The sequence below is a fragment of the Bradyrhizobium sp. CCGUVB23 genome (genome assembly GCF_024199885.1).
Lineage (GTDB): Bacteria > Pseudomonadota > Alphaproteobacteria > Rhizobiales > Xanthobacteraceae > Bradyrhizobium.
Genome location: NZ_JANADQ010000001.1, coordinates 4,118,465 through 4,142,734 on the forward strand (window position 1 = coordinate 4,118,465; position 24,270 = coordinate 4,142,734).

Annotated in this window: 27 protein-coding genes; 16 read left to right on the forward strand and 11 right to left on the reverse strand. The window is 63.2% G+C overall.

Annotated features, from left to right (window positions below; all coding sequences use genetic code 11):
* Nucleotides 1–29: 29 nt before the first annotated feature.
* From NLN62_RS18805 to NLN62_RS18815, 3 genes are all read right to left on the reverse strand, one after another.
* Nucleotides 30–1,100 (reverse strand): IS110 family transposase, encoded by a 1,071-nt coding sequence (locus tag NLN62_RS18805; RefSeq protein ID WP_254107548.1) that lies wholly within the window; start codon nt 1,098–1,100, stop codon nt 30–32.
* A gap of 250 nt (nt 1,101–1,350) precedes the next feature.
* The gene (locus tag NLN62_RS18810) at nt 1,351–2,400 is read right to left on the reverse strand and encodes a lipopolysaccharide assembly protein LapB (RefSeq protein WP_254109801.1); all 1,050 of its coding nucleotides are present in this window, start codon (nt 2,398–2,400) and stop codon (nt 1,351–1,353) included.
* Nucleotides 2,401–2,483: 83 nt separating this feature from the next.
* Complete coding sequence (locus NLN62_RS18815; RefSeq protein WP_245288051.1) at nt 2,484–2,789, reverse strand: hypothetical protein; 306 nt, start codon at nt 2,787–2,789, stop codon at nt 2,484–2,486.
* Nucleotides 2,790–3,538: 749 nt separating this feature from the next.
* Here NLN62_RS18815 and NLN62_RS18820 point away from each other — a divergent pair.
* Nucleotides 3,539–4,057, forward strand: a complete 519-nt coding sequence (locus NLN62_RS18820; RefSeq protein WP_245288052.1) for a GDSL-type esterase/lipase family protein — start codon at nt 3,539–3,541, stop codon at nt 4,055–4,057.
* Between the two features lie 109 nt (nt 4,058–4,166).
* On the opposite strand, the gene NLN62_RS18825 is transcribed toward NLN62_RS18820, so the two are convergent.
* From NLN62_RS18825 to NLN62_RS18840, 4 genes are all read right to left on the reverse strand, one after another.
* A complete protein-coding gene (locus NLN62_RS18825) occupies nt 4,167–4,646 on the reverse strand; it encodes a hypothetical protein (protein WP_035662825.1) in 480 nt (159 codons plus the stop codon).
* 247 nt (nt 4,647–4,893) lie between these two features.
* Entirely contained in the window at nt 4,894–5,565 is a 672-nt protein-coding gene (locus NLN62_RS18830; RefSeq protein WP_254109802.1) for a dienelactone hydrolase family protein, read from the reverse strand.
* 174 nt (nt 5,566–5,739) lie between these two features.
* The gene (locus tag NLN62_RS18835; RefSeq protein ID WP_254109803.1) at nt 5,740–6,078 is read right to left on the reverse strand and encodes a hypothetical protein; all 339 of its coding nucleotides are present in this window, start codon (nt 6,076–6,078) and stop codon (nt 5,740–5,742) included.
* Nucleotides 6,079–6,081: 3 nt separating this feature from the next.
* Nucleotides 6,082–6,867: an alpha/beta fold hydrolase gene (locus NLN62_RS18840; RefSeq protein WP_254109804.1), complete on the reverse strand. Its 786-nt coding sequence runs from the start codon at nt 6,865–6,867 to the stop codon at nt 6,082–6,084.
* Between the two features lie 308 nt (nt 6,868–7,175).
* On the opposite strand from NLN62_RS18840, the gene NLN62_RS18845 reads away from it, so the two are divergent.
* The 3 genes from NLN62_RS18845 (at nt 7,176) to NLN62_RS18855 (ending at nt 11,507) form a co-directional block, all read left to right on the forward strand.
* The gene (locus tag NLN62_RS18845; protein ID WP_254109805.1) at nt 7,176–7,667 is read left to right on the forward strand and encodes a (2Fe-2S)-binding protein; all 492 of its coding nucleotides are present in this window, start codon (nt 7,176–7,178) and stop codon (nt 7,665–7,667) included.
* Nucleotides 7,664–9,955 carry a molybdopterin cofactor-binding domain-containing protein gene (locus NLN62_RS18850; RefSeq protein WP_254109806.1) on the forward strand — a complete coding sequence of 764 codons (2,292 nt, stop codon included), beginning with the start codon at nt 7,664–7,666 and terminating at the stop codon, nt 9,953–9,955. Before NLN62_RS18845 ends, NLN62_RS18850 begins: the two co-directional genes overlap by 4 nt.
* Nucleotides 9,956–10,412: 457 nt before the next feature.
* Nucleotides 10,413–11,507: an HD domain-containing protein gene (locus NLN62_RS18855; RefSeq protein ID WP_254109807.1), complete on the forward strand. Its 1,095-nt coding sequence runs from the start codon at nt 10,413–10,415 to the stop codon at nt 11,505–11,507.
* Between the two features lie 118 nt (nt 11,508–11,625).
* Here NLN62_RS18855 and NLN62_RS18860 read toward each other — a convergent pair whose 3' ends face one another.
* Nucleotides 11,626–12,036: a VOC family protein gene (locus NLN62_RS18860; RefSeq protein WP_027523946.1), complete on the reverse strand. Its 411-nt coding sequence runs from the start codon at nt 12,034–12,036 to the stop codon at nt 11,626–11,628.
* A 103-nt stretch (nt 12,037–12,139) separates the two neighbouring features.
* Here NLN62_RS18860 and NLN62_RS18865 point away from each other — a divergent pair, with 103 nt between their 5' ends.
* The 4 genes from NLN62_RS18865 to NLN62_RS18880 all read left to right on the forward strand — a co-directional run bounded on the left by NLN62_RS18865 (nt 12,140) and on the right by NLN62_RS18880 (nt 14,825).
* Complete coding sequence (locus NLN62_RS18865; RefSeq protein WP_027523947.1) at nt 12,140–13,114, forward strand: tripartite tricarboxylate transporter substrate binding protein; 975 nt, start codon at nt 12,140–12,142, stop codon at nt 13,112–13,114.
* A gap of 170 nt (nt 13,115–13,284) precedes the next feature.
* Nucleotides 13,285–13,731 carry a helix-turn-helix transcriptional regulator gene (locus NLN62_RS18870; RefSeq protein ID WP_254109808.1) on the forward strand — a complete coding sequence of 149 codons (447 nt, stop codon included), beginning with the start codon at nt 13,285–13,287 and terminating at the stop codon, nt 13,729–13,731.
* Nucleotides 13,614–14,075, forward strand: a complete 462-nt coding sequence (locus tag NLN62_RS18875) for an SRPBCC domain-containing protein (protein WP_156944395.1) — start codon at nt 13,614–13,616, stop codon at nt 14,073–14,075. The genes NLN62_RS18870 and NLN62_RS18875 overlap by 118 nt, the downstream gene beginning before the upstream one ends.
* A 15-nt stretch (nt 14,076–14,090) precedes the next feature.
* Nucleotides 14,091–14,825 (forward strand): thioredoxin family protein, encoded by a 735-nt coding sequence (locus tag NLN62_RS18880; protein WP_254109809.1) that lies wholly within the window; start codon nt 14,091–14,093, stop codon nt 14,823–14,825.
* Between the two features lie 151 nt (nt 14,826–14,976).
* On the opposite strand, the gene NLN62_RS18885 is transcribed toward NLN62_RS18880, so the two are convergent.
* Nucleotides 14,977–16,218 carry a S1C family serine protease gene (locus NLN62_RS18885; protein ID WP_254109810.1) on the reverse strand — a complete coding sequence of 414 codons (1,242 nt, stop codon included), beginning with the start codon at nt 16,216–16,218 and terminating at the stop codon, nt 14,977–14,979.
* Between the two features lie 199 nt (nt 16,219–16,417).
* Between NLN62_RS18885 and NLN62_RS18890 the strand changes: the two genes are divergently transcribed.
* The 4 genes from NLN62_RS18890 (at nt 16,418) to NLN62_RS18905 (ending at nt 18,753) form a co-directional block, all read left to right on the forward strand.
* Nucleotides 16,418–17,035, forward strand: a complete 618-nt coding sequence (locus NLN62_RS18890; RefSeq protein WP_027523952.1) for a hypothetical protein — start codon at nt 16,418–16,420, stop codon at nt 17,033–17,035.
* On the forward strand, nt 17,022–17,396 hold the full coding sequence (locus NLN62_RS18895; RefSeq protein WP_027523953.1) for a transcriptional regulator: 375 nt from the start codon (nt 17,022–17,024) through the stop codon (nt 17,394–17,396). The genes NLN62_RS18890 and NLN62_RS18895 overlap by 14 nt, the downstream gene beginning before the upstream one ends.
* 30 nt (nt 17,397–17,426) lie before the next feature.
* Nucleotides 17,427–18,158, forward strand: a complete 732-nt coding sequence (locus tag NLN62_RS18900) for a di-trans,poly-cis-decaprenylcistransferase (protein ID WP_027523954.1) — start codon at nt 17,427–17,429, stop codon at nt 18,156–18,158.
* 109 nt (nt 18,159–18,267) lie between these two features.
* Nucleotides 18,268–18,753: a cyclic nucleotide-binding domain-containing protein gene (locus tag NLN62_RS18905; protein ID WP_027523955.1), complete on the forward strand. Its 486-nt coding sequence runs from the start codon at nt 18,268–18,270 to the stop codon at nt 18,751–18,753.
* Here the strand turns inward: NLN62_RS18905 and NLN62_RS18910 are convergent.
* Nucleotides 18,692–19,519: a metallophosphoesterase gene (locus NLN62_RS18910; RefSeq protein ID WP_254109811.1), complete on the reverse strand. Its 828-nt coding sequence runs from the start codon at nt 19,517–19,519 to the stop codon at nt 18,692–18,694. The two genes, NLN62_RS18905 and NLN62_RS18910, sit on opposite strands and share 62 nt — an antisense overlap.
* A gap of 159 nt (nt 19,520–19,678) precedes the next feature.
* Here NLN62_RS18910 and NLN62_RS18915 point away from each other — a divergent pair, with 159 nt between their 5' ends.
* The 3 genes from NLN62_RS18915 (at nt 19,679) to NLN62_RS18925 (ending at nt 21,845) form a co-directional block, all read left to right on the forward strand.
* Nucleotides 19,679–20,365: a DNA-3-methyladenine glycosylase I gene (locus NLN62_RS18915; protein WP_254109812.1), complete on the forward strand. Its 687-nt coding sequence runs from the start codon at nt 19,679–19,681 to the stop codon at nt 20,363–20,365.
* 55 nt (nt 20,366–20,420) lie between these two features.
* Nucleotides 20,421–21,149, forward strand: a complete 729-nt coding sequence (locus NLN62_RS18920; RefSeq protein ID WP_254109813.1) for an SDR family oxidoreductase — start codon at nt 20,421–20,423, stop codon at nt 21,147–21,149.
* A gap of 402 nt (nt 21,150–21,551) precedes the next feature.
* Nucleotides 21,552–21,845: a hypothetical protein gene (locus NLN62_RS18925; protein WP_254109814.1), complete on the forward strand. Its 294-nt coding sequence runs from the start codon at nt 21,552–21,554 to the stop codon at nt 21,843–21,845.
* A gap of 199 nt (nt 21,846–22,044) precedes the next feature.
* On the opposite strand, the gene NLN62_RS18930 is transcribed toward NLN62_RS18925, so the two are convergent.
* On the reverse strand, nt 22,045–22,506 hold the full coding sequence (locus NLN62_RS18930) for a hypothetical protein (RefSeq protein WP_254109815.1): 462 nt from the start codon (nt 22,504–22,506) through the stop codon (nt 22,045–22,047).
* A gap of 417 nt (nt 22,507–22,923) precedes the next feature.
* Here NLN62_RS18930 and NLN62_RS18935 point away from each other — a divergent pair, with 417 nt between their 5' ends.
* A complete protein-coding gene (locus NLN62_RS18935; RefSeq protein WP_254109816.1) occupies nt 22,924–24,162 on the forward strand; it encodes an OmpA family protein in 1,239 nt (412 codons plus the stop codon).
* Nucleotides 24,163–24,270: the final 108 nt, after the last annotated feature.

A 24,270-nucleotide genomic window follows, 5' to 3' on the forward strand; every position in this document is an offset into this window, starting at 1 on the left:
TCTTGACGGCCCCGAGCACGGCGCGAGCATCAGGCTGGGCGGTACGCCATCGCATCGGTCTTGTCGCATGCGAAGGCGCGCCCCTTGTTGAGAACCGCCCATGCGATGCGGGCGAGCTTGTTGGCCAGCGCAATGGCAAGCACGTTGTGGTGTAGTCGCTTCTTCGCCGCTTCAATCCAAGATTTGAGGCCATAGCGTTCCCAATGCTTTGGCCCAACCTTGACCAGCACGACCCAAGCCGCCTGAACGAACAGGCTGCGCAAATAGCGATTGCCGCGCCTTGATATGCTGCCAAGGATTGTCCGGTCTCCCGTCGAGATCTGTTTCGGTACCAGCCCGAGCCAGGCGCCGAAGTCGCGGCCTTTGGAGAACACGTCTCCGGTGCCGATCGCGGCCACCATCGCGCTCGAGATGATGGGGCCAATGCCGGGGACCGTCATCAGCCGCTCGCAGTGCTGATCTTGACGGGCGAGCGTTTCAATCTCGCCGGAGAGACCTTCGATGCGCGCATCCAGGCGGCGCCAATCTGCTGACAGGTCTTCGATGATGCGCACCATGCGGAGCGACAGGACATCGGTTCGCGTCGCCAGAACGCCCGGCAGCTCGGCGCGCAGGAAACGCAACCCTTGCCGGACCGCAACGTCCCGCTCGAGCAGGAAGGCGCGGATCTGATTGATGATGCCGGTACGCTGGCTAACCAGCCGCTCGCGCACGCGGTGCAGGGCCTGCAAGTCAAGTTGGTCGGCAGTCTTGGTTGCAACGAACTTCATGGTCGGGCGTTGCACCGCCTCGGCGATCGCCTCCGCATCGCGGAAGTCGTTCTTCTGTCCCTTGCTATACGGCCGCACGTATTTGGCTGGCATCAGCCGGGCATTGTGGCCGAGTCCCTGTAGCTTGCGGCTGAGATGATGCGCGCCGACGCAAGCCTCCATCCCGATCAGGCACGGCGCCAGGTTGGCAAGTCGCGCCTCGACCTGGCCACGCGACCATTTTTGCCGGAGTACGATCGCACCACGCCGATCGTGCCCTACGACGTGAAACGAGTTCTTGCCGATATCGATACCAACCACGGCAATTGCGCTGCTAGATTTCTGAGACATGGCATGCTCCTTTTCGGTGCCCCGAACCAGCTTCGATCACTGGCGGGGCTGGAGCACGGCCGGACCATGCCATTAGCGGTCACTGACAGGTCTAGCGGACAGTATCAATTTCCAGCGTCTAGTCTTCTTCACGCATGCCGGCTCACTATCGGAAATACTCTGGGGAAACCGTCGCCGCCGCACACGGGTGGGCCGCCGCACACGAATATCCGCAACAAGTCGCGCCTGACCGTCCTGCAGGAAACCCGAGCTAAGCCGACATGTGCTTCTCCAGAGCTACCGCGATCTTCTCCAGGGCGGCATTCCTGTGCTTCATGTCGACGGTCTGTTGTTCGCACATCTCGATCATCGTCCGGCCGGACCAGCGTCTGCGCGCATGCAAACCTAATCGGGAACAAAGCCAGCCCGCCACCGCGAAGAGGCCTATCGTGGCGAGCCAGGATAGCGCCTGCCCCTGACCGAAGTCCGCGATGGCGCGGCGGAAATCGCCCCTGGTCAGGTACGCGCTGGCGCGACCGCTATGGGCGTCGCTATCTTTCGGATCGAGCGCGATCATCTGATCGTAGTCGGCGATGGCGCGGTCAATATCGCCCTTGGCTTGATAAGCGTAGCCGCGGTTGTAGTAGGCGTCCCTGTATCTCGGATAGAGCGCGATCGCCTGACTGCAGTCGGCGATGACGCGATCGAGGTCACCCTTTGCCCTGTATGCGAGGGAACGGTTGTAATATGCGACCGCATATTTCGGGTCGCGCGCGATCACCTGGTCGTAGTCGGCGATTGCGCGATCAAGGTCGCCTTTGCCATAGTAGGCGTTGCCGCGGGCGGTGAGGGCGACATTGTTGTTCGCATCGAGTTCGAGGCTGTCGGTATAGTCGGCAATGGCACGGTCGTTGTCGCCCTTGGCCTGATAGGCGTCGCCGCGCTCGCCGTATCCGACGCGCTTTCCATAGTCCGACAGACCGCTTTCGAACGCCCGGTTCACGTCCGCTATCGCCCGATCGTAGTCGTGCCGCTGGTTGTAGATACGCGACCTGTTGAGCAGTGAGCCGGCGGCTTTCGGTTCGAGCCGGATCGCCTCGTTGTAGTCGTTCAAAGCGCGGTCGACGCGATCGGCGAGACTTGTCCACGACCAGGAATAGCCACGCGCATGATACAAGTTGGACAGGCCTTGGTCATCGTAGTCGCCGCTTTCGATCGCACGGGTACAGGCGGCGATGGTCGCGGCAGCGGTTTCCTTCGATCCGTTCAAACAGTCCTGTCGATCGTCGGCTGCCGCGGGCCGGCTGACGGCGGCTGCCATTGCGATTACCAAGGCAGCCAGCCAGGCATACGCAGAAATCCTAGAGCGCATCCTCTTCTCTCCGCGACGCACCGATGTTCGGGCTAACCGGCAGACGGCTTTTCCAGAGCCGCCGCGATCCTCTCCAACAATGCGTTCGTGCGTTGGGTTTCCACAACCTGCTGCTCGAAGAGATCGACCCAACTCGCTCCGGATGCTGCGCGCCCATTCCTGCGCGAAAACCACAGCCAAACGCCGATCAGCGCCAGGAACGGCAACCAGGACATGATCAGACTCACCAACCAGTACGGCGCACCACCGCGTGCTGTGAGCGTAAACCAGGCGAAGAAAGCTCCGACGAGAACGATCCACACAGCGGCGGGCAGAAACCAAGAGCGAAGCTTGGTCATTCCATGCACGACAGTTCCCCTTGGTTGATCTTGGGATACAGACGCTATCATTGGTTGATTGGTCTTTCCATGCAGTCCCCTCTGCAGCCGTCGCAACGTGGTTAGCCGTTTCTTTGCGAGATGCCTCAGCCACCATGAAAAGCTTGGCGCAAGCTGGCGCATTGCCGCATGTCACGACTGCGCCCCTTGCTGCAACGCCTCTACACCTGCAAGAAGTGCGGCACGGTCGAGGTAAACAGAGAGCTTGCGGACTCCACGCGCCGCTCCCGGTTCGGGGCCTGTCGCTACTCTGCTATTGATTACGGTTCGCGGCCGTCATGACGAAAGTGGCAGCGCCGTTGAGCTTGTTGCAATTGTCTGGATTTGGCCCATCGGCGAAGTGGCCGCGCGCCTCGTCGAGATCCGGGCACGGTTGCTGGAGCGACACGGGTTCGAATCGCCGAAATAGGGCACGACCGGATATATGAAGATAGGAAATCTACTCGAGCCGGGCGTCGACCTGTTATGCTTCAATTGGAGACCGAATTGCCTGTCCCGCACGGGGCGCCGGAGGTAGGTGATGACGACTCGGCGCCCATAGTTCTATTCGCCGCAATCTTTCACAGCATCCATTCCAAGTTCAACTGAGCGAGGTTCTCGTGGCCAGGCGAATCCTGTGTTTTGGCGACTTTCTGACGTGGGGGTAGATTGCCGTTCGCGAGGGCGCACCAACGACAAGATTCCCTTATCCAGAGCGGTGGACGGGGATCATGGCCTCCAGACTTGGATCCGACTACGAGATCGTGGAGGAAGGTCTGAGTGCACGAACGACGGCGATCGATGATCCCGTTGATCCGCGTCTGAACGGATCCGTCTATCTGCCCTCCGCGCTGGCAAGTCACCTTCCGCTGGACCTCGTCATCATCATGCTCGGAACGAACGATGCGAAGAGTTACTATCATCGCACGTCATATGAAATTGCAGTCGGCATGTCGAAACTGGTCGGCCAGGTGCTCACGTCGACGGGTGGCGTAGGCACGGTTTACGGAGCCCCTCAGGTGCGCGTCGTGGTGCCGCCTCCACTTGCGCCGGTAGCCGATCCCTGGCTCCAGGGAATGTTCGAGGGCGGGCGCGAGAAGACGGTGGAGCTTGCGACGCAGTACAGGTCTCTGGCCAACTTCATGAAGGTCGACTTCTTCGACGCAGGACGCGTGATCCCAACAGGCGGTCTGGATGGGAATCCATTTCTCCGCGCAAAACAATGCGGATCTCGGCAACGCCCTGGCTGACAAGGTCTTGGAGATATTTTCGCGCAAGCACGGTGAATGTCGGCAGGTGAAGCTTGCGCGCCTCTGCCCATTGCTCGTGTGAATATACGGCTTGGTCACAACTCGCGCATCACCGCCTGAAATCAAGTCGCCCGTTCGGAAAGCATCCGTCGATGCGCGCCGCGTCGACCACGCGCCCGACCCATGGCCGCGTGATGCCGGGGTCCGTCAGGTTGATGTATTTTCCGACCAGGCGATCTGCACCGTCGCGCACGGCATCGATGAGCCCGTGCCTTCGGCCATCGTCCCAATCGAAGCGCAGATAGATCCGGTTCCCCGCGACGCGGAGCTCGGCGCGGCCCTGTTTCCACTTGTCCGGCGCATCGCCCAAAATGGTCGGATCGGCGCCGCCGCTCCACCGGCTCGCCCAGGCGCCGTCCAGAGGATCGGATGCTGCAGGCATCGAGGCCCATTGTGCCGCGTTGCCGTCGTCCTCGCCGCCGCCGAGTGTCGCCGTCGCGGCATAGGTGATCACGTCATGGTCGTTGGGTTCCGGCACGTCCATTGTGCCGAACGGGTTGCGGATGACGCGGCGCATGGTGTCTTGCATGACGATGTCCCGAGATGAGTTGGCTTTGAAACAGCTCTATCGCCAGGACCAGTCATCGCCCACCCGATTTCCGCAAAGGCAAACGCGATCCTCCCCCTCCGTCATTCCGGGGCGCGACGAAGTCGCGAGCCCGGAATCCATTTCGTTACGATCTCTGAGGCGCGATGGATTCCGGGCCTGCGCCTGTCCGCGCATCCCCATTGCGCAAGTGCGCAATGTGGAATGACGACGGTGAGAGAGTCGCGCTCTACTTCAAATGCTTCGCAAAGAACGCCATGCTGCGCGGCCAGGCGATGTCGGCGCTGGTCTTGTCGTAGCTCGCGCGCTCGTCGCAGTGGAAGCCATGTTGAGCGCCGGGATAGATGAAGACCTCGACGTCCGCCCGCTTGCCCTTGATGGTCTCGACGTCAGTCAGGGGAATGCCGGCGTCTTTCTCTCCGAAATGCAGCTGCGTCGGCACCTTCGGCTTCTCGTCGGCAAAGCGCACGACGGCGCCGCCATAATAGCCGATCGCGGCCGAGAGGCCGGACAGCCGTGCCGCCGCGACATAGGCGATGCTGCCCCCCAAGCAGAAGCCGATGATGCCGACCGGGCCGACACTCTTCACCGCGTCGATCGCGGCCTGCGTATCGTGCAGCATCGCTGCCCAGTCGGGGTTGACGACGAACTTGCGTGCCTCGGCGATCTCGTCGGGCGAATAGCCCGACTGGAAATTGGGCGAGGTGCGATCGAAGATCGACGGCGCGACCGCGACATAGCCTTCCTTGGCGAGCCGGTCGCACACCGAGCGGATGTGATGATTGACCCCAAAAATCTCCTGGATCACCACCACCGCGCCTTTCGGCGCGCCGGTGGGGTCGGCGCGATAGGCGCCAAGCTGGAAATTGTCGGAGGCCGTCAGTTGGATGTCCTGTCCCACGAGGTTGTCCTTCGTTGTTGGTTGTTGATCCAGAATACCGCTCCGACTCGTCATCCTCAGGAGCGTGCTCTTGCGCGCGTCTCGAAGGATGAAGGCCCTGTTGCTTCAGCGGGGGCTGCATGGTTCGAGAGGCGCCTTCGGCGCTCCTCACCATGAGGAGTGAGAGTCGCGGTTCTACTCCCACATCCAGTTCTCGCCGTAGTCCTCTTTCCAGCCTGCGAGGCGACCATGGCGGAATTGCAGGAACAGGCGGTTGCGGTGGGGGATGAGCCGGCTGCCGCCGAGATTGCGCAAGGCGAGGTAGATCTCGTTGCCGGGGCGTCCGCGAACATATTGCAGCGGCTGGCCCAGCGCCTGCGCGGCCTGGGCGGCGTCCATCCCGAAGGCGAGCGGCGTGGTGTTCGACAATGTCGTGACGAAGGGCAGGCGCGGCGGCGTCCATTGCTCGGCTTGCGCCGCGGCCGTCATCATGCCCAGCACTATCGCGACAGTTGCCATCATCGTCGGCTTCATCGTTCAGGTCCCTTCGCGGCCCGCCTCGTGCGGCAGATTTTTCAGGAAGGGGACCACTGCGTCAACAAAAGCCTGCGGCTGATCGATGTTGACGGCATGCCCGGCTGCGGGAATCACGACCTTGTGTGCGCCGCGGATTTTTGCCGCCATGTAGTCGGACGCGGCGAGGAACGGGGTGTCGTCGGCGCCGACCACGATTAGCGACGGCACCTCGATGTCCGGCAGCAGCTCCATCACCTTCGCGTCGCGCTGGGTCAGCATGCCGCGCGCGGCGAGCGCAAGCCCCCTGGCGTTGCGGTGGCTGGCGGTCGCGCGCTCGCGGGTCGCCGATGTCAGCACCTCGAGACCTTCGCGGTCGAGCTTGTCGGCCGTGGCGCGTGCGCGCGCGTTCCAGGCCTCGCGCGCATCGTCCTTTTTGAAGCCCGGACCGGTGTCGACGATCAGGAGCGCACGCACGCGCTTCTGATGCGCGCGATAGAAGGCGAGCGACATGTAACCGCCGAGCGACAGCCCGCCGATGATGGCGCGCTGCGCGCCGACCGCATCGAGGATTGCGGCCATGTCGCCGACGGTCAGCGCTTCGCTATAGGCATTGGGGTCGTCGGGATAATCCGACTGGCCGTGACCGCGCATGTCCCACAGCACGAGCGTGGTGTGCCTGGCGAGCGCATCGATCTGCCCATGCCACATCGCCGAGGTCGATGAATAGCCGTGGGTCAGAAGCAGCGGCGGCCCGCTGCCGTGGACTTCGTAGTGGATGGCAACTCCGTCCCGATCGATCCGTGGCATCGCGCCCACCTGTGTTGATGTCGAACATCCTAGCGTGATGAGTTACTTCGAGGAAACTGCCTCAGCGTGACGGCATGCATGCGTCATGCGAATTTTACGCTTATTCCGTCAGGCGGTTGCGTCAGATCGTTGTGGCAACGCACAACGGTGATGCCAGCATCATGTTTGTTTCGATCGTTTCCAAATTGCATTTGCCTCGGCAAACGAACGCGATCATTCTCGCGCCCAAGGCCGACGCCAGCCCGGTGGGTTTCGGTCAGACAAGTTGCCGCCGTAAGCGGCTTCATGCACCGGCAGGGGAAGAAACCATGCCTACTCTCACCATCAACGGGCGGAGTATGTCCGTGGATGCGGCGCACGATACGCCGCTCCTTTGGGCGATCCGCGAGCAATTGCAGATGACCGGCACGAAATTCGGCTGCGGGGCCGGTCTGTGCGGTGCCTGCACCGTGCACGTCAACGGCGAAGCCGTCCGCTCGTGCCAGACCATGGTCGGTGACGTCGCCGGCAAGAAGATCACCACCGTCGAAGGCCTCTCCGCCAAGGGCGATCACCCCTTGCAGAAGGCGTGGATCGCCGAGCAGGTCCCGCAATGCGGCTACTGCCAGTCCGGTCAGATCATGCAGGCCGCAGCGCTGCTGTCGAAGAACTCGAACCCGACCAAGGAAGAGGTCGTCGCGCATATGGACGGCAATCTCTGCCGTTGCATGACCTATTCGCGGATTCAGAAGGCGATCATGCGTGCCGCATCCGAGATGCGCACCGCGTCCGCCTCCGGCAATGAGCGGAGGCCCACATGAATCAGCACGTAAAGGACGTCACCGCCGAGACGACTGATCTCAGCCGCCGCTCGTTCCTGGTCGGCACTGCGGCCACCGGCCTCGTGCTTGGCTATGCCGGCGTCCCCGGCGTCAGTGAGGCGCTTGCCGCGCCTTCGAATTTCGAGCCGAGCGTCTGGTACTCGATCTCGCCCGAAGGTCTCGTCACCGTGACCTGCGGCAAGGCCGACATGGGCCAGCACATCGCCTCCACCATGGCGCAGATCGTCTGCGAAGAGCTGGGCGCGAAGTGGAGCGACATGCGCGTGCAACTCGCCTCCAACGATCCGAAGTTCAACGACCCCGTGCTGGGTGCGCAGATCACCGGCGGCAGCTGGTCGACCATGATGAACTTCGACGCGATGAGCCGTGCGGGTGCCGCGGGCCGCATTGCGCTCACGGAAGCTGCGGCCGCCGCGATGGGCCTGCCGCCCTTCTACAAGGACGAGCTGGTCGTGCGCGACTCCGTGATCTCGCATCCGAAGTCGAAGAAGCAGATGACCTTTGCCGAGATCGTCAAGAGCGGCAAGGCGACCAAGACGTTCACGGCCGACGATCTCAAGGCCATCAAGCTGAAGACGCCGGACCAGTACACCATGATCGGCGTGTCGGTGCCGCAGCTCGACATCCCCTCCAAGACCAACGGCACGGCCAAGTATGGCATCGACGTCATGCTGCCGGGCATGGCCTACGGCAAGGTCGTCACTCCGCCGGTGCGCTTCGGCGCCACGGTGAAATCGGTCGACGACAGCGATGCCAAGAAAGTGCCGGGCTTCATCAAGGCGGTCATCGTCGACGACAAGACGCAGACCACCTCGGGCTGGGTCGTGGCGGTGGCCAACACCTACGCGCAGGCCCGCAAGGCGGCGGACGCGCTGAAGATCGCCTATGACGGCGGTCCGAACGCAAAGCTGTCGAGCCAGTCGTTGCTGGACGAGGCGAAGCGGCTCCAGGGCCTCGACGATTCCGGACAGTATTTCGTCAAGGACGGCGATCCGAACGCGGCGTTCGGCTCGGCGGCCAAGGTGCTGGAGGCGGAATACACCACCAACATCAACATCCACGCGCCGATGGAGCCGATGAACGCCACCGCGGAGTTCAAGGGCGACATCCTGCACATCTATTCCGGCAACCAGTTCGCAACGCGCTCCGGCGCGATCGCCGCCGGTGCCGCCGGGATCGATCCGAAGTTCGTGGTCATGCACCAGATGTGGCTCGGCGGCGGCTTCGGCCGGCGGCTCGATGCCGACATGATGGTGCCGGCGGTGCAGGCGGCCAAGGCCGTGGGCAAGCCGGTCAAGGTGATCTACTCGCGCGAGAACGACATGACGATGGATTTCTCGCGTCCGCTCACCTACCAGAAGGTCAAGGCCGGCGTGGACGGCGACGGCAAGATCGTCGCGATCAGCCACGACGTAGTCTCGGCCTGGCCGACCGCGCGCTGGGGAATCCCCGATTTCCTGACACCCTCGGTCGACAAGAAGGGCCCGCTCGATAGCTTCACGGTGAACGGGTCGGACTTCTTCTACACCGTGCCCAACCACTATGTGCGGGCGATCAAGAACGAGATGGCGCACAACGCCACCCCGTCCGGTCAGCTGCGTTCGGTGGCGCCGGGCTGGACCTTCTGGGCCGTCGAAAGCATGATCGACGAGATCGCGGCTGCGACGGGCAAGGACCCCGCCCAGCTCCGCATCTCGCTGCTCGACGGCGCAGGCAAGAACGACGGCGGCGCGCAGCGGCTGCGCAACACGCTGCTCGCTGCGATGGGCCTTGCCGGCTACGGCACCAAGAAGCTCCCCAAGGGAGAAGGCATGGGCGTGGCCTGCGTGTCGTCGCAGGAGCGCGCCACCGCAAGCTGGACGGCGTGCGTCGCGCACGTCGCCGTCGCGCCGTCAGGCGCCGTGACCGTGAAGAAGCTCACGGTCGCGACCGACGTCGGCACGCAGGTACATCCCGACAACATCCGCGCCCAGGTCGAGGGTGCGGCGCTGTGGGGCCTGTCGCTCGCGTTGTACGAGAAGGCGACGCTGAAGGACGGTGGCATCGAGCAGACCAACTTCGACAGCTACACGCCCTTGCGCATGAGCCAGATGCCGGAAGTCGCGGTCGCCGTGATCGCCAATGGCGAGAAGGCGACTGGCGTCGGCGAGCCCGCGGTGACGGTGGTCGCACCCGCCATCGGCAATGCCATCTTCAACGCCTCGGGCGCCCGCGTGCGCAGCCTGCCGATCACGGCGGAGGCCGTGAAGGCGAACATGAAGGCGTAAGGCCGGCCGCAGACTGCAATTGAGACGATCCGCCGGAGGGCGACCTCCGGCGGATTTGTTTTGCGGGTCGGCCTTGCCACAAACTCAACGTCATGCCCCGCGAAAGCGGGGCATCCAGTACGCCGCGGCCTCTCCGTATCCTCGCGCTGTCTCTGGAATACTGGATCACCCGCTTTCGCGGGTGATGACGGCCGAGAGTGGGGTTGGCATCCAGCACGGTCTCTTTGGCCGACCTGTCAAATGGCTTCGGCGACTGCCGCGTTACTTTGCATGGGGTTGTTTTCGACATTTTTGGCCGAGCCGTCGGCACCTCGGCAAAATCCCTCAAACTTTAACAAACCCCGCAGGTTCCCGTTCAGCACGCGCATTAAGGGCCGGAGAACCTGATGCCGCTAGGGTGGTGCAGTCGAGCGCAGTGCTCTTTTCAGTTGCCTGTTCAGTTGCTTTTGGGGAAGCCATGACCGCCTCAGCCAAACCCGCCGCCAAACGCAGGCTCCTCCTGGCCTCCGACCGCAGCGACCAGAGCAGCGAGCTCGCCCACATCCTGCAGTCCGTCGGCGACGTCGCAACGGTCTCGACTGAGGAGATCCCCGAGCAGCCGGCGCGCGATCTCTCCGGCATCGTCGTCGACATCAACCTGCGCTCGCCCGAGAGCGTGCAGCGGGTGCGCAACAAGCTGCGCGGCGATGCCTATCGTTCGATGCCGCGTCTGTTCGTGCTGGCGGATGCGCTTCACCACGGCACCATGCAGGCGTGGGCGCTGGGCGCCACCGACACGATCTCGCGGCCACTGCAACCCGAGGCCATTTTGCAGCGCATCCGCGCCGCGTTTCCGGACACCACCACTTACGACGCCAGCGATCGCGGCAAGACGCTGAACCGTGGCGTCGAGGCGGCGCACGGCGTGCTGGCGAAAATGTTCGAGAAGCTGCCGCTCGGCGTGCCCCTGACCTTCGACGACGTCATCGCCGCCGAGAGCAAGATCCTCAAGGCGATCAAGCATTCCTCGCTGCGCGAGTGGCTCACCACCGTCGGCTGCCATCATGTCGGCAGCTACCGGCACTGTCTGTTCGTCACCGGCTTTGCGGTCGCCTTCGCGCAGCATCTCGGCATGCGCGAGGACGACCAGCGCCGTCTGACCCGCGCCGCTCTGCTGCACGATGTCGGCAAGGCCTTCGTGCCGTCACAGCTTCTGGACAAGCCCGGCAAGCTCACCGACGAGGAGATGGACGAGGTTCGCCAGCATCCGCGCCGCGGTTACGAGGCGCTCGCGGCGCAAGGCGGCTTTCCGCCGGAAATGCTCGATGTGGTGCTGCACCACCACGAGTTCCTCGACGGCAGCGGCTATCCGAACAAGCTCTCGTCGAACCAGATCAGCGACATCGTCCGCCTGACGACCATCGTCGACATCTACGCGGCGCTGGTCGAGAAGCGCGCCTACCGCATGCCCTTCACCCATTCCCGCGCCTTCGCGATGCTGGAGGGCATGGCCGGCAAGCTGGACCAGCAGCTCGTGCAGGCCTTCCGCCCGGTGGCGTTGGGATCGTTCTGACTTCCCACTTTCTCATTCCGGGGGCGCGCGAAGCACGAACCCGGAATCTCGAGATTCCGGGTTCGGTGCTGACGCACCGCCCCGGAATGACGATCTACCTCATGAACGCCAGCCCGCTTCAATTCTCATACGACGAAATCTCGATCAGGCTCCCGTCCGGATCGCGGCAATAGACCGAGCGCAGCGTGCCGCGGGCGCCTTGCTTCTCCACCGGGCCTTCCTCGATCGCGACGCCATGCGCCGTCAGATGCGCCACCACCTCATCGGGCGTGGCCGTGGTGAGGAAGCACAGATCCTCGCTGCCGGCAGTCGCATGGTTCGCGGTGAACCACTCCACCCTGTCGGCATCGCGCGGCCGGACGTTGATCTTCTGGTTGCCGAACTGAAGCGAGGTCCGCGGCGCTTTGCCGCCGCCCGGATCGAACACCCTCACTTCCATGCCGAGGATTTTGCGGTACCACTCGGCGGTAGTTGCGACATCTGCGACGTTGATGACGAGGTGATCGAGGGCCTGGACCTTGACGGACATGCCTTATCCTTTCGTCGCGATGCAGCTAGCGCACTTCTCGTCGCTGGCGCGCTTTGTTACAACGCGCTGCCTTCAAGAACAACAAACCGGGAGACGACTTCAGATGATCACACGCCGCACCGCGCTGCGCCTGCTCGCCGCCAGTCCGCTTGCAACCGCGCCGTTCTCAAGGGCCTTTGCGGCGGAGTATCCGGCGCGGCCGGTGAAATGGGTCGTCGGCTATCCGCCGGGAGGCGCCACCGACATCCTGGCGCGGCTGATCGGCCAGCGGCTGTCCGAAAAGTTCGGCCAGCAGTTCGTGATCGAGAACAAGCCCGGCGCCGGCAACAACATCGGCACCGAGTCCGTCGTCAATGCCGAGCCCGACGGCTACACGCTGCTGCTGGTCAACCCGGCCAACTACATCAACGCCTCGCTCTACGCCAATCTCAAGTTCAACTTCGTGCGCGACATCGCGCCGGTCGCCTCGTTCCAGCGCGTGCCGAACGTGATGACCGTGAACAAGGACGTGCCGGCGAAGAACGTCGCCGAGTTCATCGAGTATGTGAAGGCCAATCCCGGCAAGGTGAACATGGCCTCCTCCGGCAACGGCACCTCGGTGCATCTGTCCGGCGAGATGTTCATGGCGATGACCGGCTGCAAGATGCAGCACGTGCCCTATCGCGGCGCAGCGCCCGCGATCACCGACATGCTGGGCGGTCAGGTGCAGGTGATCTTCGACAACATGCCCTCGATCATCCAGCACATCCGCTCCGGCTCGCTTCGCGCGCTCGGCGTCACCACCGCCGACAGATCCTCGCAATTGCCCGACGTGCAGGCGATCGCGGAAACCGTTCCGAACTACGAGGCGAGCGCGCTGTTCGGCATGGGCGCGCCGAAAAACACGCCGAAGGAGATCATCGCGAAGCTCAACGGCGAGATCAACGCCATCATGAAGGAGCCCGACATGACCAAGCGTCTGGTTGAGCTCGGCGGCGAGCCGCTCGTGCAGACGCCGGACGGGTTCGGCGACATGATCAAGGCCGAGACCGAAAAGTGGAAGAAGGTCGTTGAGTTCGCCGGCCTGAAGGTCGACTAGCGATCTCGGCTAGCGCATCACGACGCTGACGAAGCCCCGCCGCGAGGCGGGGCTTTTTAATGTGCGGTCCGGAACAGGTTCCCGAGCCTGCGCGCGATCACGCACTCGTGCGGAGGAGTGTGCGCGCGGTCCGGCTTGACGTCCTCGCGCTTTCGCTTATACTAAACCATATGGTTAAATATCAAGACGAGACGCTGGACCGAACCTTTGCGGCGCTGTCCGATCCGACGCGGCGTGCGCTGCTGGCGCGGCTCGGCGAGGAGGACAGCCTGTCGGTGAGCGAGCTGGCCGCGCCGTTTTCGATCTCGCTGCCCGCGATCATGAAGCATCTCGAGGTGTTGTCGGATGCAGGCCTGATCGTGCGGGAGAAGACCGGGCGCACGGTCGCCTGCCGGCTCACCGCCAAGCCGATGGAGCAGGCGATGGACTGGCTCAATCGCTACGCACGCTTCTGGTCCGACAATTTCGATCGCCTTGCAGCTTTTGTGGAGGACGACCCATGGCCATCAACCAAGCAGCCGCCCGCGCCGATGAGCGCCCAAGCCTCACCCTCACGCGCCGCTTCCGCGCGAGGCCGGAAAGGGTCTACGCCGCGTGGACGCAGGCCGAGCAGCTAGCGCAGTGGTTCGGCCCGCCGAACATGAAGCCCGCGACGGCGCAGGCCGACCTCGACGTCCGCACCGGCGGCCGCTACCGGATCAGCTTCACCCGCGACGATGGCGAATATTTCGAGGCCGGCGGCATCTACCGCGAGGTCGTGCCGAACGAGCGGCTGGTGTTCTCCTGGGCCTGGCACTCGACGCCGGAACGCGAGTCGCTCGTCACCATCTCGTTCAAGCCCGACAACGGCGGCACGCTGATGATCTTCCACCATGCCCAGTTCTTCGACGAAACCGCACGCGACAACCATCAGCGCGGCTGGAGCTCGTTCTTCGACAAGCTCGATGCCTTCGTCGCCTGATCAGCGGAGTTCATCATGCAGCAACATCAGATCGTTTCCCGCCAAGAGTGGATCACGGCGCGCAAGGCCCATCTGGCGCGTGAGAAGGAGCTTTCGCAGGCGCGCGAGCGCCTCGCTGAGGAGCGTCGCCGGCTTCCCTGGGTCAAGATCGACAAGGAGTACGTATTCGACGGCCTGAACGGCAAGGTGACGCTCGCCGACCTGTTCACGGGACGTCCGCAGCTCGTCGTGCAGCATGTGATGTTCGCACCCGACTGGGAGGCGGCCTGCAAGAGCTGCTCGTTCTGGGCCGATGGTTTTGAGCGCATGGTGCCGCATCTTGCCGCGCGCGACACCACCATGGTCGCGATCTCGCTCGCGCCGGCCGCCAAGCTCGAGGCGTTCAAGAAACGCCTGGGCTGGACCTTCGACTGGGTGTCCTCGGGCGGCAACGACTTCAACCATGACTTTGGCGTGACGTTCACGCGCGAAGAGATCGAGAAAGGCGAGCCGAAATACAATTTCGGTACCACGCCGTTCTACGGCCCCGAGCTGCCCGGCATCAGCGTGTTCTTCCGCGACGAATCAGGTGCCGTCTTCCACACCTACTCGTGCTTTGCCCGCGGTCTCGACATGATGAATGCGGCCTATCAATATCTCGACCTCACCCCGCTCGGCCGCCACGAGGAAGGCCTGCCCTATCCGATGGACTGGGTGCGGCTGCGCGACCAGTACGCGCCGGAAGCGGCGAAGGCGGGGGTGCTGCCATAGCTAGATCCCGGACGGCGCTGCCGTAGGGTGGGTAATGGCGCGAAGCGCCGTCCCCCCATCTCTCCGAGATTGCGAGAAAGGAGGTGGGCACGCTTCGCTTTGCCCACCCTGCGGCTCCTGAGTTGAGCGGGTCGTCCTGAATTCGCACAAGCTACCGCTTCGCGTCGGCCTGCTCCGTGCCCGTGCACGAGATCAGCATCGTATAGGCGCGGGCGTTGCCGGCGATGTCGGTGGTCTTAAGTTCGCCTTTCGGCTCGGCGGTCTGGTAGGGCACGACGGAATTGTCGAGGAAGTCGCGCACTGCGCCGGTCTTGATCGCGAAGTTGATGTTTTCGGGGATCGTTCCCGTTGCCTTCATCAGCATCCTGGCATCGAGCTTCGCGACGACGACGCCGACCAGCTGGCCGGACGTGTCGAACAGTGGGCCGCCGCTGTTGCCCGGCTGGACGGCCGCGCTGATCTGGAGGTGACGGGTGTCGTTGAGAATGCCGCTGAGCGAGCTCACGATTCCCGTCGTGACCGTGAAGTCGGAGGTCAGGAGGCCATGATAGGGAAAGCCGATCGCCACGACGGAATCGCCGGAACGGATTGAACGATCGCGGATCCTGGCGAAGTCCTTGAACGTGGCCGTCGCGGGCGCCTGGAGCAGCGCCAGATCGTTGATCGCATCGCGCGACACGACGCGCAGCACCATCGTCGCTTCGCCGGTGAGATTACCCTTGATGTCCCCGACGCAGCCGTCGATGACATGATTGTTGGTGACAATGTGCCCGCTGGCGCTGACCACAAAGCCCGTGCCGCTGTAGGTTCCGGTCTTGCCCGGCTTGGCGGCGGGCGGCGCGGCTGGTTTCTCTCCCGTCGCCGGCTTCGCCGCGACCTTGGTGAAATCGCCGGCCTTGCTGAGTCCGTCGGCCTTTACCTTGGTGACGCAATTGGCCAGCGCCGCGATCACGGGCCCGCTCGACGTCAACTGGAATTGCAGGACGGTGCGGCCGGCCGTCGCGACCATAAGGCTCGCCTTCTGGAACGACCGCACGACATTCGACGGCATGATCGCGGTGAGCATGTCGGATCGATTGGCTGTGGCAAACACGCGCGCTTGCTCCTGGCCGTCGAAGATCACGTCGATCGCTGCGTTCTCGCCCTTGTTGAATTTGTAGCCGGGACTGGCGAAGCTCAGCAGCCACGAGCCCGCTGCATTCTGGGCGACGACGAGAATGACGCCGTTGGCATAGGGCGCCGTTGCTGCGCAATGCGAGAACGCGCCGGACTCATCATTGCTGAACGCGCCGCCGACCCAATTGCCGATATTGACGGACCCGAACGGCCCCGCGGCATTGGCAAACCCGACAAGAAGAACGTGCAACACGCACGCAACAGCCCACTTCAGCATCGCAAAGCCCCCGGAACGCCCTTGGGCCGCATCTTACCTGTCCGATCCGGCCAGGCGCAACCGGCAGTTGTCCGGCGCCGGCCGTCGCCCGGCCGGACGGCGGCGCCCTTGCATTTACTTTGCGACGCGGTATACTTTGCATCACAAAGTAAGGCTCGCACCCGTGGGTGCGAGGGTGGAACGAGGCTCGACGTTGCAGATGCGCGATCTCGACAAGGCGCTGGCGGATATCGTGGCGATCCGCAGCCAGATCGCAGCCGGCACCGCCTTTCGCGGCTACGGTCCCGCGACGATGGTCGCAACCGGAGCGCTCGCACTGATCACCGCCATCCTGCAATATCTCTTCATCGACGACCCGACCACCGAGCCGCTCGCGTTCTTCCTCGGCTGGGGTCTTGCGGCGGCGCTCTCCGGCGCCATCATCTGGATCGAGATGCGCGCGCGCTCGCGCCGTCATCACTCCGGTCTTGCCGATGTCATGATCTACCAGGCGATCGAGCAGTTCCTGCCGGCCGGTGTCGCCGGCGTGCTGCTTGCGGTGGTGTTGTGGAAGTTCTCGGCCGAGACGCTCTGGTTGTTGCCGGGCTTGTGGCAGATCCTGGTGTCGCTCGGCATTTTCGCTTCCGTCCGCTCGCTGCCACGCAGCGTGGCGCTGGCGGGCGCCTGGTATTTCGTGTCGGGATTCGCGGTCGTTGTGCTGGCGAGCCAGACCCACACGCTTTCGCCCTGGACCATGGGGCTACCCTTCGTGATCGGGCAGTCCGTGATGGCCGGGATTCTCTATGTTGCGTCTGGAGACAATGATGTCGAAGACTGAAAGCGCGCCCTTCTCCTACGAAGGCCTCGACCGCGTCATCCACGAGAAGGCGAGGCTTGGCCTTTTGACCTCGCTGATGGCGCATCCGAAGGGTCTTGCCTTCGCCGATCTCAAACAGCTTTGCGGCCTGACCGACGGCAATCTCAGCCGGCATCTCGCCGTGTTGCAGGAGGCCGGCCTCGTCGACGTGACCAAGGGCTACGAAGGCAACCGCCCCCACACCACCTGCCGGCTGACAAAAGCCGGTCGCCGCCGCTTCCTGGACTATCTCAGCGTGCTCGAACGCCTGGTGCGCGATGCCGCCAAGGCCGCCGGCCGCGAGGCGCCGCCGCTCGGCCGCCTCGGCATCATCTCGACCTGATCACCCCATTTCTTGACCGGAGACTTTGCGATGCAAAGTGACGTCACGCAGGCAAACGAAAAGCTTCACGTCGGCATCATCATGGACGGCAACGGAAGATGGGCGACACGGCGCGGCCTGTCGCGCGTCCGCGGCCACGAGGCCGGCGTCGAGACGATCAGGCGCATCGTCGAAGCGGCACCGAAGCAAGGCATCGGCACGTTGACGCTCTATGCGTTCTCGACCGACAACTGGCGCCGGCCCAAGGCCGAGGTCGCAGCGCTGATGACGCTGCTCCGCTTCTATCTCGCCAACGAGGTACAGAGCCTGGTCAAGAACGGCGTGCGGCTCTCCGTTATCGGCCGCCGCGACCGCCTGCCCGAGGGCATCGCCGCGGCGATTGCAGGTGCGGAGCGCGCGACCGCCCGCGGCAAGACTCTGCATTTGCGCATCGCCGTCGACTATTCGGCGCGCGACGCCATCCTCAACGCCGCCGCGAAGGCGGCCGCGCTGACGAGCCTGACCCGCGAGGCCTTCTCGCAGCTCGTCACCGGCGAAGCATCCTTGCGCGACGTCGATCTCATCATCCGCACGTCTGGCGAAAAGCGGCTGTCGGACTTCCTGTTGTGGGAGGGCGCCTATGCCGAGCTGCATTTCACCGAGCGGATGTGGCCCGAATTCGATGCCGGCGATCTCGCCGAGGCGCTTGCCTCCTTCCATCGCAGGGAACGCCGCTTCGGCGGCTTGCAGTCCCTGCCGCTGGAGCCCGCGCCGAGCATTTGACGCGATGCGGCATGGCGGCCGATGCCGAAAAGTTGAGCAGCTTCGCCGCTTTTATCCCTTCGACGCCGGACGTGCCGGTGCCTAGTCTCCCGGAGATGGGGATATCGATATGCGCGCAGTCCTTGACTATTGCACTGGCGGAACGCAGCGGCAGGTGCCAGCCGGAACCTTGATCCTCACCGAGGGCGGCGCCTCCGGGCACCTCTACGTGCTGATGGAAGGCAAGCTCGAGGTGATCAAGGGCGGCACCGTGGTTGCGACCATCGCCGAGCCCGGCGCCGTGTTCGGCGAGATGTCGGTGCTGCTCCAGCAACCCCATACCGCGACGGTACGTGCTTGCGTCGATTCCGTCATCTACGAGTTCGACGATGCCGCCTCGTTCCTGATCCAGAAGCCGGAGGTCGCGCTTCTGCTTGCGCGCCTGCTGGCGCAGCGGCTCAATGTCGCCAACACCTATCTTGCCGATCTCAAGCGGCAATATGCCGGCCAGGGCAACCATCTGGCGATGGTCGGCGACGTCCTGCAAAGCATGATCAATCTGCCGCCGCAGGAGGTTTCGCCAGGCTCGGATCGGCAATCCGATCCAAGAATGTGAGCCAGTCGGGCGGCTGCGTGATTGCTGCCGCAGGCCGCCGCAAAGGCGCATCGAGATCGATCCATTGGGCTTCGCCCGCCGCGAGCCAAAAGGCCTTGCCCGCGTCGAGATCGAGCACGATGTGGGTCGGCGGCCGGCCGTGCTGGAGGCCTGCATTGAATACCCAGGTGGTGCCGAGCCGGTCGTACCACGAGCCTTCGGTGATGAAGGGCGATTGGTGCACATGGCCCGAGATCACCATCGCCGGCTGGTACTGCGCGATCCATTGCACGAGATCGACGTCACCGAAGAAGCGCTTGCCGCCCCAGCTCGTCGGCGAATTCGCCGGCGGCGCGTGATGCGCCCAGATCCAGCGCCGCGGTCGTCTTGCGGCGGCCTCGCGCAGTTGCTCGGCGATGCGTGCCTTGGCCAGCGGCCCGTCCCACCACGGGCAGACCGTGAACAGCGTGTCGCCGATCCTCAAGTCGTCGCCGTCGCAGGCAATGCCGAGCTCGCGCACGTCAGCGATCCAGCGCGAGATTTTCTCGCCCTCGGCGCTGCGCTCGTCGAGGTCATGATTGCCCGAGCACAGGATGACGCGCGTCTGGCGCACCAGCGTCGCGAGGTATTTTTTCACCACCACGATCTGCGCGCGAAAATCCACCTGTGAGGAGATGTCCAGCGCATCGCCTGCGAAGATCACGAGGTCGAACTGCGGCGCCGCGCTGACGAGCCAGTCGAGCTGCGGCAGCGAGTAATGCAGGTCGGCGACGACCAGGCAGCGCATCGAAAATCCGTCAGGTCAGGAAATAAGGCGCGGGAATTCCGTATCGGAAAAGCAAGAAGCAGACCAGCGCGGCCAGCCCGCGGCCGCGGCAAATTGGCAAGGGCTGGACCTTCCCGGCGAAGTCTGATGTCGTAGCGCGGCCTCATCGCAGGTGATCGCATGACCTCGTTCAAAACCATTCGCGCCCGCGCCGAGAAGCGCAAGGGCGGGCCCAAACAGCTCGAGAAGCTGCTGCCGGCAAAGCCCGATGCAAAGGCGCTCGCCAAACTATCTGACGATCGCATCCTCGCGGAGATGACGAAGCGGGTGTTTTGCGCGGGCTTTGCCTGGAGCGTGATCGACCAGAAATGGGACGGCTTCGAGCAGGCCTTCCTGCGCTTCCAGCCGGCCAAGCTGAGTTTCCAGCCCGAGGACTACTGGGAAGGCCTGATGCGCGACGCCCGCATCGTGCGCAACGGCGCAAAGATTATGTCGGTGCGCGAGAATGCCGCCTTCGTGCAGGAGATTGCAAAAGAGCACGGCAGCTTCGGCAAGTTCCTGGCGAAATGGCCGGCTTCTGATGAGGTCGGGCTGCTCGATCTGCTTGCAAAGCGTGGCAGCAGGCTGGGGGGCAACACCGGCCAGATGCTGCTGCGCTTCGTCGGCTGGGACGGCTTCGTCACCTCCCGGGACGTCGTCGCGTGCCTGCGCGATGCCGGCCTCGATATTGCCGAGGAGGTGAAATCGAAGGGCGATCTCGCCAAAGTGCAGGCGCAGTTCAACGCCTGGGCCAAGGAGACGGGCTTGCCCTATGCGCACCTCTCGCGCATCTGCGCGTTGTCGGTGGGAGAAAACCGCGGGGAGTGACGGCCGCCGCGCCACGGCAGGCGCCGGACGAAGCGCCCAACAGGGAGAAGCGTCCATGGCAAAAGATCTGGAAGGCAAGGTTGCCGTCGTGACCGGGGCTGCGTCGGGCATTGGCCTTGCGAGCTCCGAGGCGATGCTGGCTGCGGGCGCGCGCGTGGTGCTGGTCGACCGCGACGACGCAGCTCTGAAGGCGGTTTGCAACAGGCACGGCGCCGCCGCGATCCCGCTCGTCATCGACCTGCTCAATCCGAAGGACTGCGCCACACTGCTGCCGCGCGTTCTGGAGAAGGCTGGTCAGCTCGATATCCTGCACGCCAATGCGGGCACGTATATTGGCGGCGACCTTGTCGATGCCGACAGCAGCGCGATCGACCGGATGCTGAACCTGAACGTCAACGTCGTGATGAAGAATGTCCACGACGTGCTGCCTCACATGATCGAACGCCAGACCGGCGACATCATCATCACGAGCTCGCTGGCGGCCCATTTTCCGACGCCATGGGAGCCGGTTTATGCGTCGTCCAAATGGGCGATGAACTGCTTCGTGCAGACGGTGCGGCGCCAGGTGTTCAAGCATGGCATCCGCGTCGGATCGATTTCGCCCGGTCCCGTCATCACGGCGCTGCTCGCGGACTGGCCGGCGGAGAAGCTGAAGGAAGCCAGGGACTCCGGAAGCCTGCTCGAGGCCAGCGAAGTCGCTGATGTGGTGATGTTCATGCTGACGCGGCCACGTGGCATGACCATCCGCGACGTGGTCATGCTGCCCACCAATTTCGATCTCTAGAGCATGATCCGGACCCGGAGGGCCGCGTTAGCGCAAAGTGCGAAGCGGTTTTCCCTCGCGACAAACGCGGAACGCGTTTGCGCGGAGATCATGCTCAAACAACAACCTAAAGCGCGATGACGATTCTTCCTAATCTTATCGCGCTTTAGGCGCGTCTTGATCTCCAGACGCGTCCTGCGGGCAACCGCCGCAGCGTGTCGACTACGTTGAGCCGCCATCTCGATGTCGCCCCAATCATGCCACGAGCACGGCACACGCAACCGATCGCCTCGGACATGGTGGCGCGGGGGAACAATTGCGCGCGCGATCTGTTCGGAAGTCTAGGCCGGGGCGGCCAGTGCTGGAACAAAGTCCGCCACGGTTACGCCGGGGACAACAGACAAGCGCGAAATGGAGCGGCTCATGAAGCTGAATCCCATCCAGGTCAAAGAGACCATGAGACAGTTGGACGCCCAGGTGCTTCCCGACGGACACCCGGCCGTGCCTCAGCTCAACAGCCTGTTCGGAGACCATACGTTTTTCGTCGACGAGAGCGGACTGAAAGTGCTGGAGCCCACCGATTCCTCCGAGATGGAGAGCCGGACCGGCGAAGTCGTCAGTCTTGCCGACTGGAGCGATCCGGAGCTGACCAGCCTCCGGGCGCACCAGCCGGAGCCGACCGGCGTGATCGTGGTGTTCGAGCCGAGCAAGCATTGAAGGATTTCGCGCAAGCGCGACGGCCGTCGGCGCGCTGATGGGCGCGCCGCGGCCGATGACGATCGGATGACGACTGGACCCCAGATGTGCCATTGATGCCGCTCGCTAACCGGCGACCGAGCGCCGGCAGCGTCGGACATTGCATGCGGAAGCTTGCCAAGGACAATGGCTGGGACGAGCGGATGTCTCAATTGACGTCTCAATTCAGGCATCTCTCAAAAAGACTTGCCTGCTCGATTTCTGGCAGGCCTTCAAATTGAACACGAATGATTTCGATCCGCTCGCCAATCTTTTGAAAGACAAGACGCACGCTGTCATATTCGTGTTGAGAGGCTGCCTTGCCGTCCGATCTGGTGATTGTAACGGGGCGCAGGGCGACCCTGATTTTCTTGCTATCAATCATTGTCGATTCAAGAACTTCATGGACCGTAGTAACGAACGCCTCGCCTTTAGTCTCCTGGACTGTCGCTGTTGCACTTCCTTCGCCAGGTGCAGCAAAAGATACCCTGGAACCCTTCTGATCAGAAATTGCTTTGCTGCAATCCGGTGACCATGTTCCCAAAAGGCCGAATTCCTTCAAGGCGCCCTTGGCGTCGTCCCCAAATGCTGGAGCGGAAAGCGTACTGGATGCGAGGACGGTCGCGACAAAGATGCGGCGCATTAGTCTCATCTCGCACGACCTCCATGCAGGAAAGCACGAGCTAGGTGTTACCCTTAAAACACCTTCTATGTATCGATTTTTTTCGCGTCATCGGCGACGCATGAACGGATGTGGACCAACCGCAGCGGCAATCAGTTAGTGGCGCGCCGCAGCCGATGAAGATGGGCACTGCTTGTTCTCCGTGGCGCCATGATGCAGCAGCCTGCTGCGCGATCCGCCGGGTGGTCGGGTTACCCCTGTAGTTGCTTCACCGATCACCACCATCGGGCGGCTTGCTCTTGACGTGCAGTCGAGCACATGAAACCGTTCGCGCCCTGCGGCCATCGGATTTCAAGCTTGGTCGTTTCGTCATGTCTCCTTTTTAGGCACGTCTCGTTGTGAGACGAGGGCCAAATTGAAATAGTTAAAGGACTACGCGTGAAATCCCCGCTGCATTTGACAATCGCCATTCTTGCTCTCGTTGCTTCGACACCGGCCTGGGCGCTCAAGGGCCTTCCCGCGTCCGTTCAGTTGCCGCCAGGTGTGGTCTTCAAGAATACCGACCGCAATGTGGACGTCGAGGATTTTGGCCAGGCGGAGTTTCTGATCGAAAAGAATGCGGAAGGCTTCGATCAACGGATCGTGCAGCAGGGCAAGCACTATCAGAGCATTTTGCACATGATTCCTCGACCGAAGCCCGATGACAGCAACAAGACGTGGCAGGAGATCAAGCCCTATTGGCTCAAGGCCGGCTGGCAGATCGTGCGCGAGTGGGAAACTGGCGCGACGCTCAAGAGTTCTCAGGGCGGAGCGGAAGTTTGGGCGACGGTGGGTGTTGCCAATGATTTCGACGAGATACAGATCGATATCGTCGAGGTGGGTGGCTCGAAGGTCGCTCTGACCCTGCGCCCTCCGGGCGCCACGCCGGAAAAGGCCGGCGACAAGGATGACTTTCCTTATCTTGCGCACTTCCCCGGGACGACGCTTGGAGGCACCAGCCAGGATCCTTCGCCGCTTGATGTCACCGTGCCGCAGAAGGACCAGGAAAGAGTGCTGGCGGGAACCGGACAGGTCATCAAGAGCTATCGCTATCCTGCGAGCGTGTCGGTGCTGCAATTCATTACGGTCTACCGTGAAGCGCTAACCAAAGCCGGCTGGCAGATTCCATTTGAAAGCCAGGGCCTCTCCCAGTCAGACGGAATTCTGCTTGCGCATTACGCACAGGGAGGCCGAGACATCTGGGTCTCCATGCATATCGGCGCCGGTGAAATCAGCGTGGCTGTGGCGGATGCCGGCGCGGACGATCTCGCCGCGCGTCTGGACAAGGACTGCCATGTGCCGCTTTACGGCGTGCATTTCGATTTCAACAAGGCGACTCTGCGCGAGGAATCCGAGCCGGTGCTCAGCCAGGTGCTGGGCACGCTGAAGGGCCAGCCAAAGCTGATGATCGAGCTGCAGGGACATACCGACAATGTCGGCAGTGACGATTACAATTTGAAGCTGTCGGAGGCCCGGGCGCAGGCCGTCATGCAATGGCTGGTCGCGCACGGCACTGAAACGTCTCGGGTGAGCGCGCAGGGCTATGGCAAAAGCCGGCCGGTCGCTTCCAACGACAGCGACGAGGGACGCGCGAAGAATCGGCGCGTCGAGCTCGCGCGCAAGGGGTGCCAGCGTTGACGGGATCCAAGCTGCGACTGATCCAGGAGGTCGCGCGAATATTCTGATTGGCGCGCCGCTGCGGATGAAGATGGGCACTGTTTCGCCGTGGCGCGATGATACGGCAGC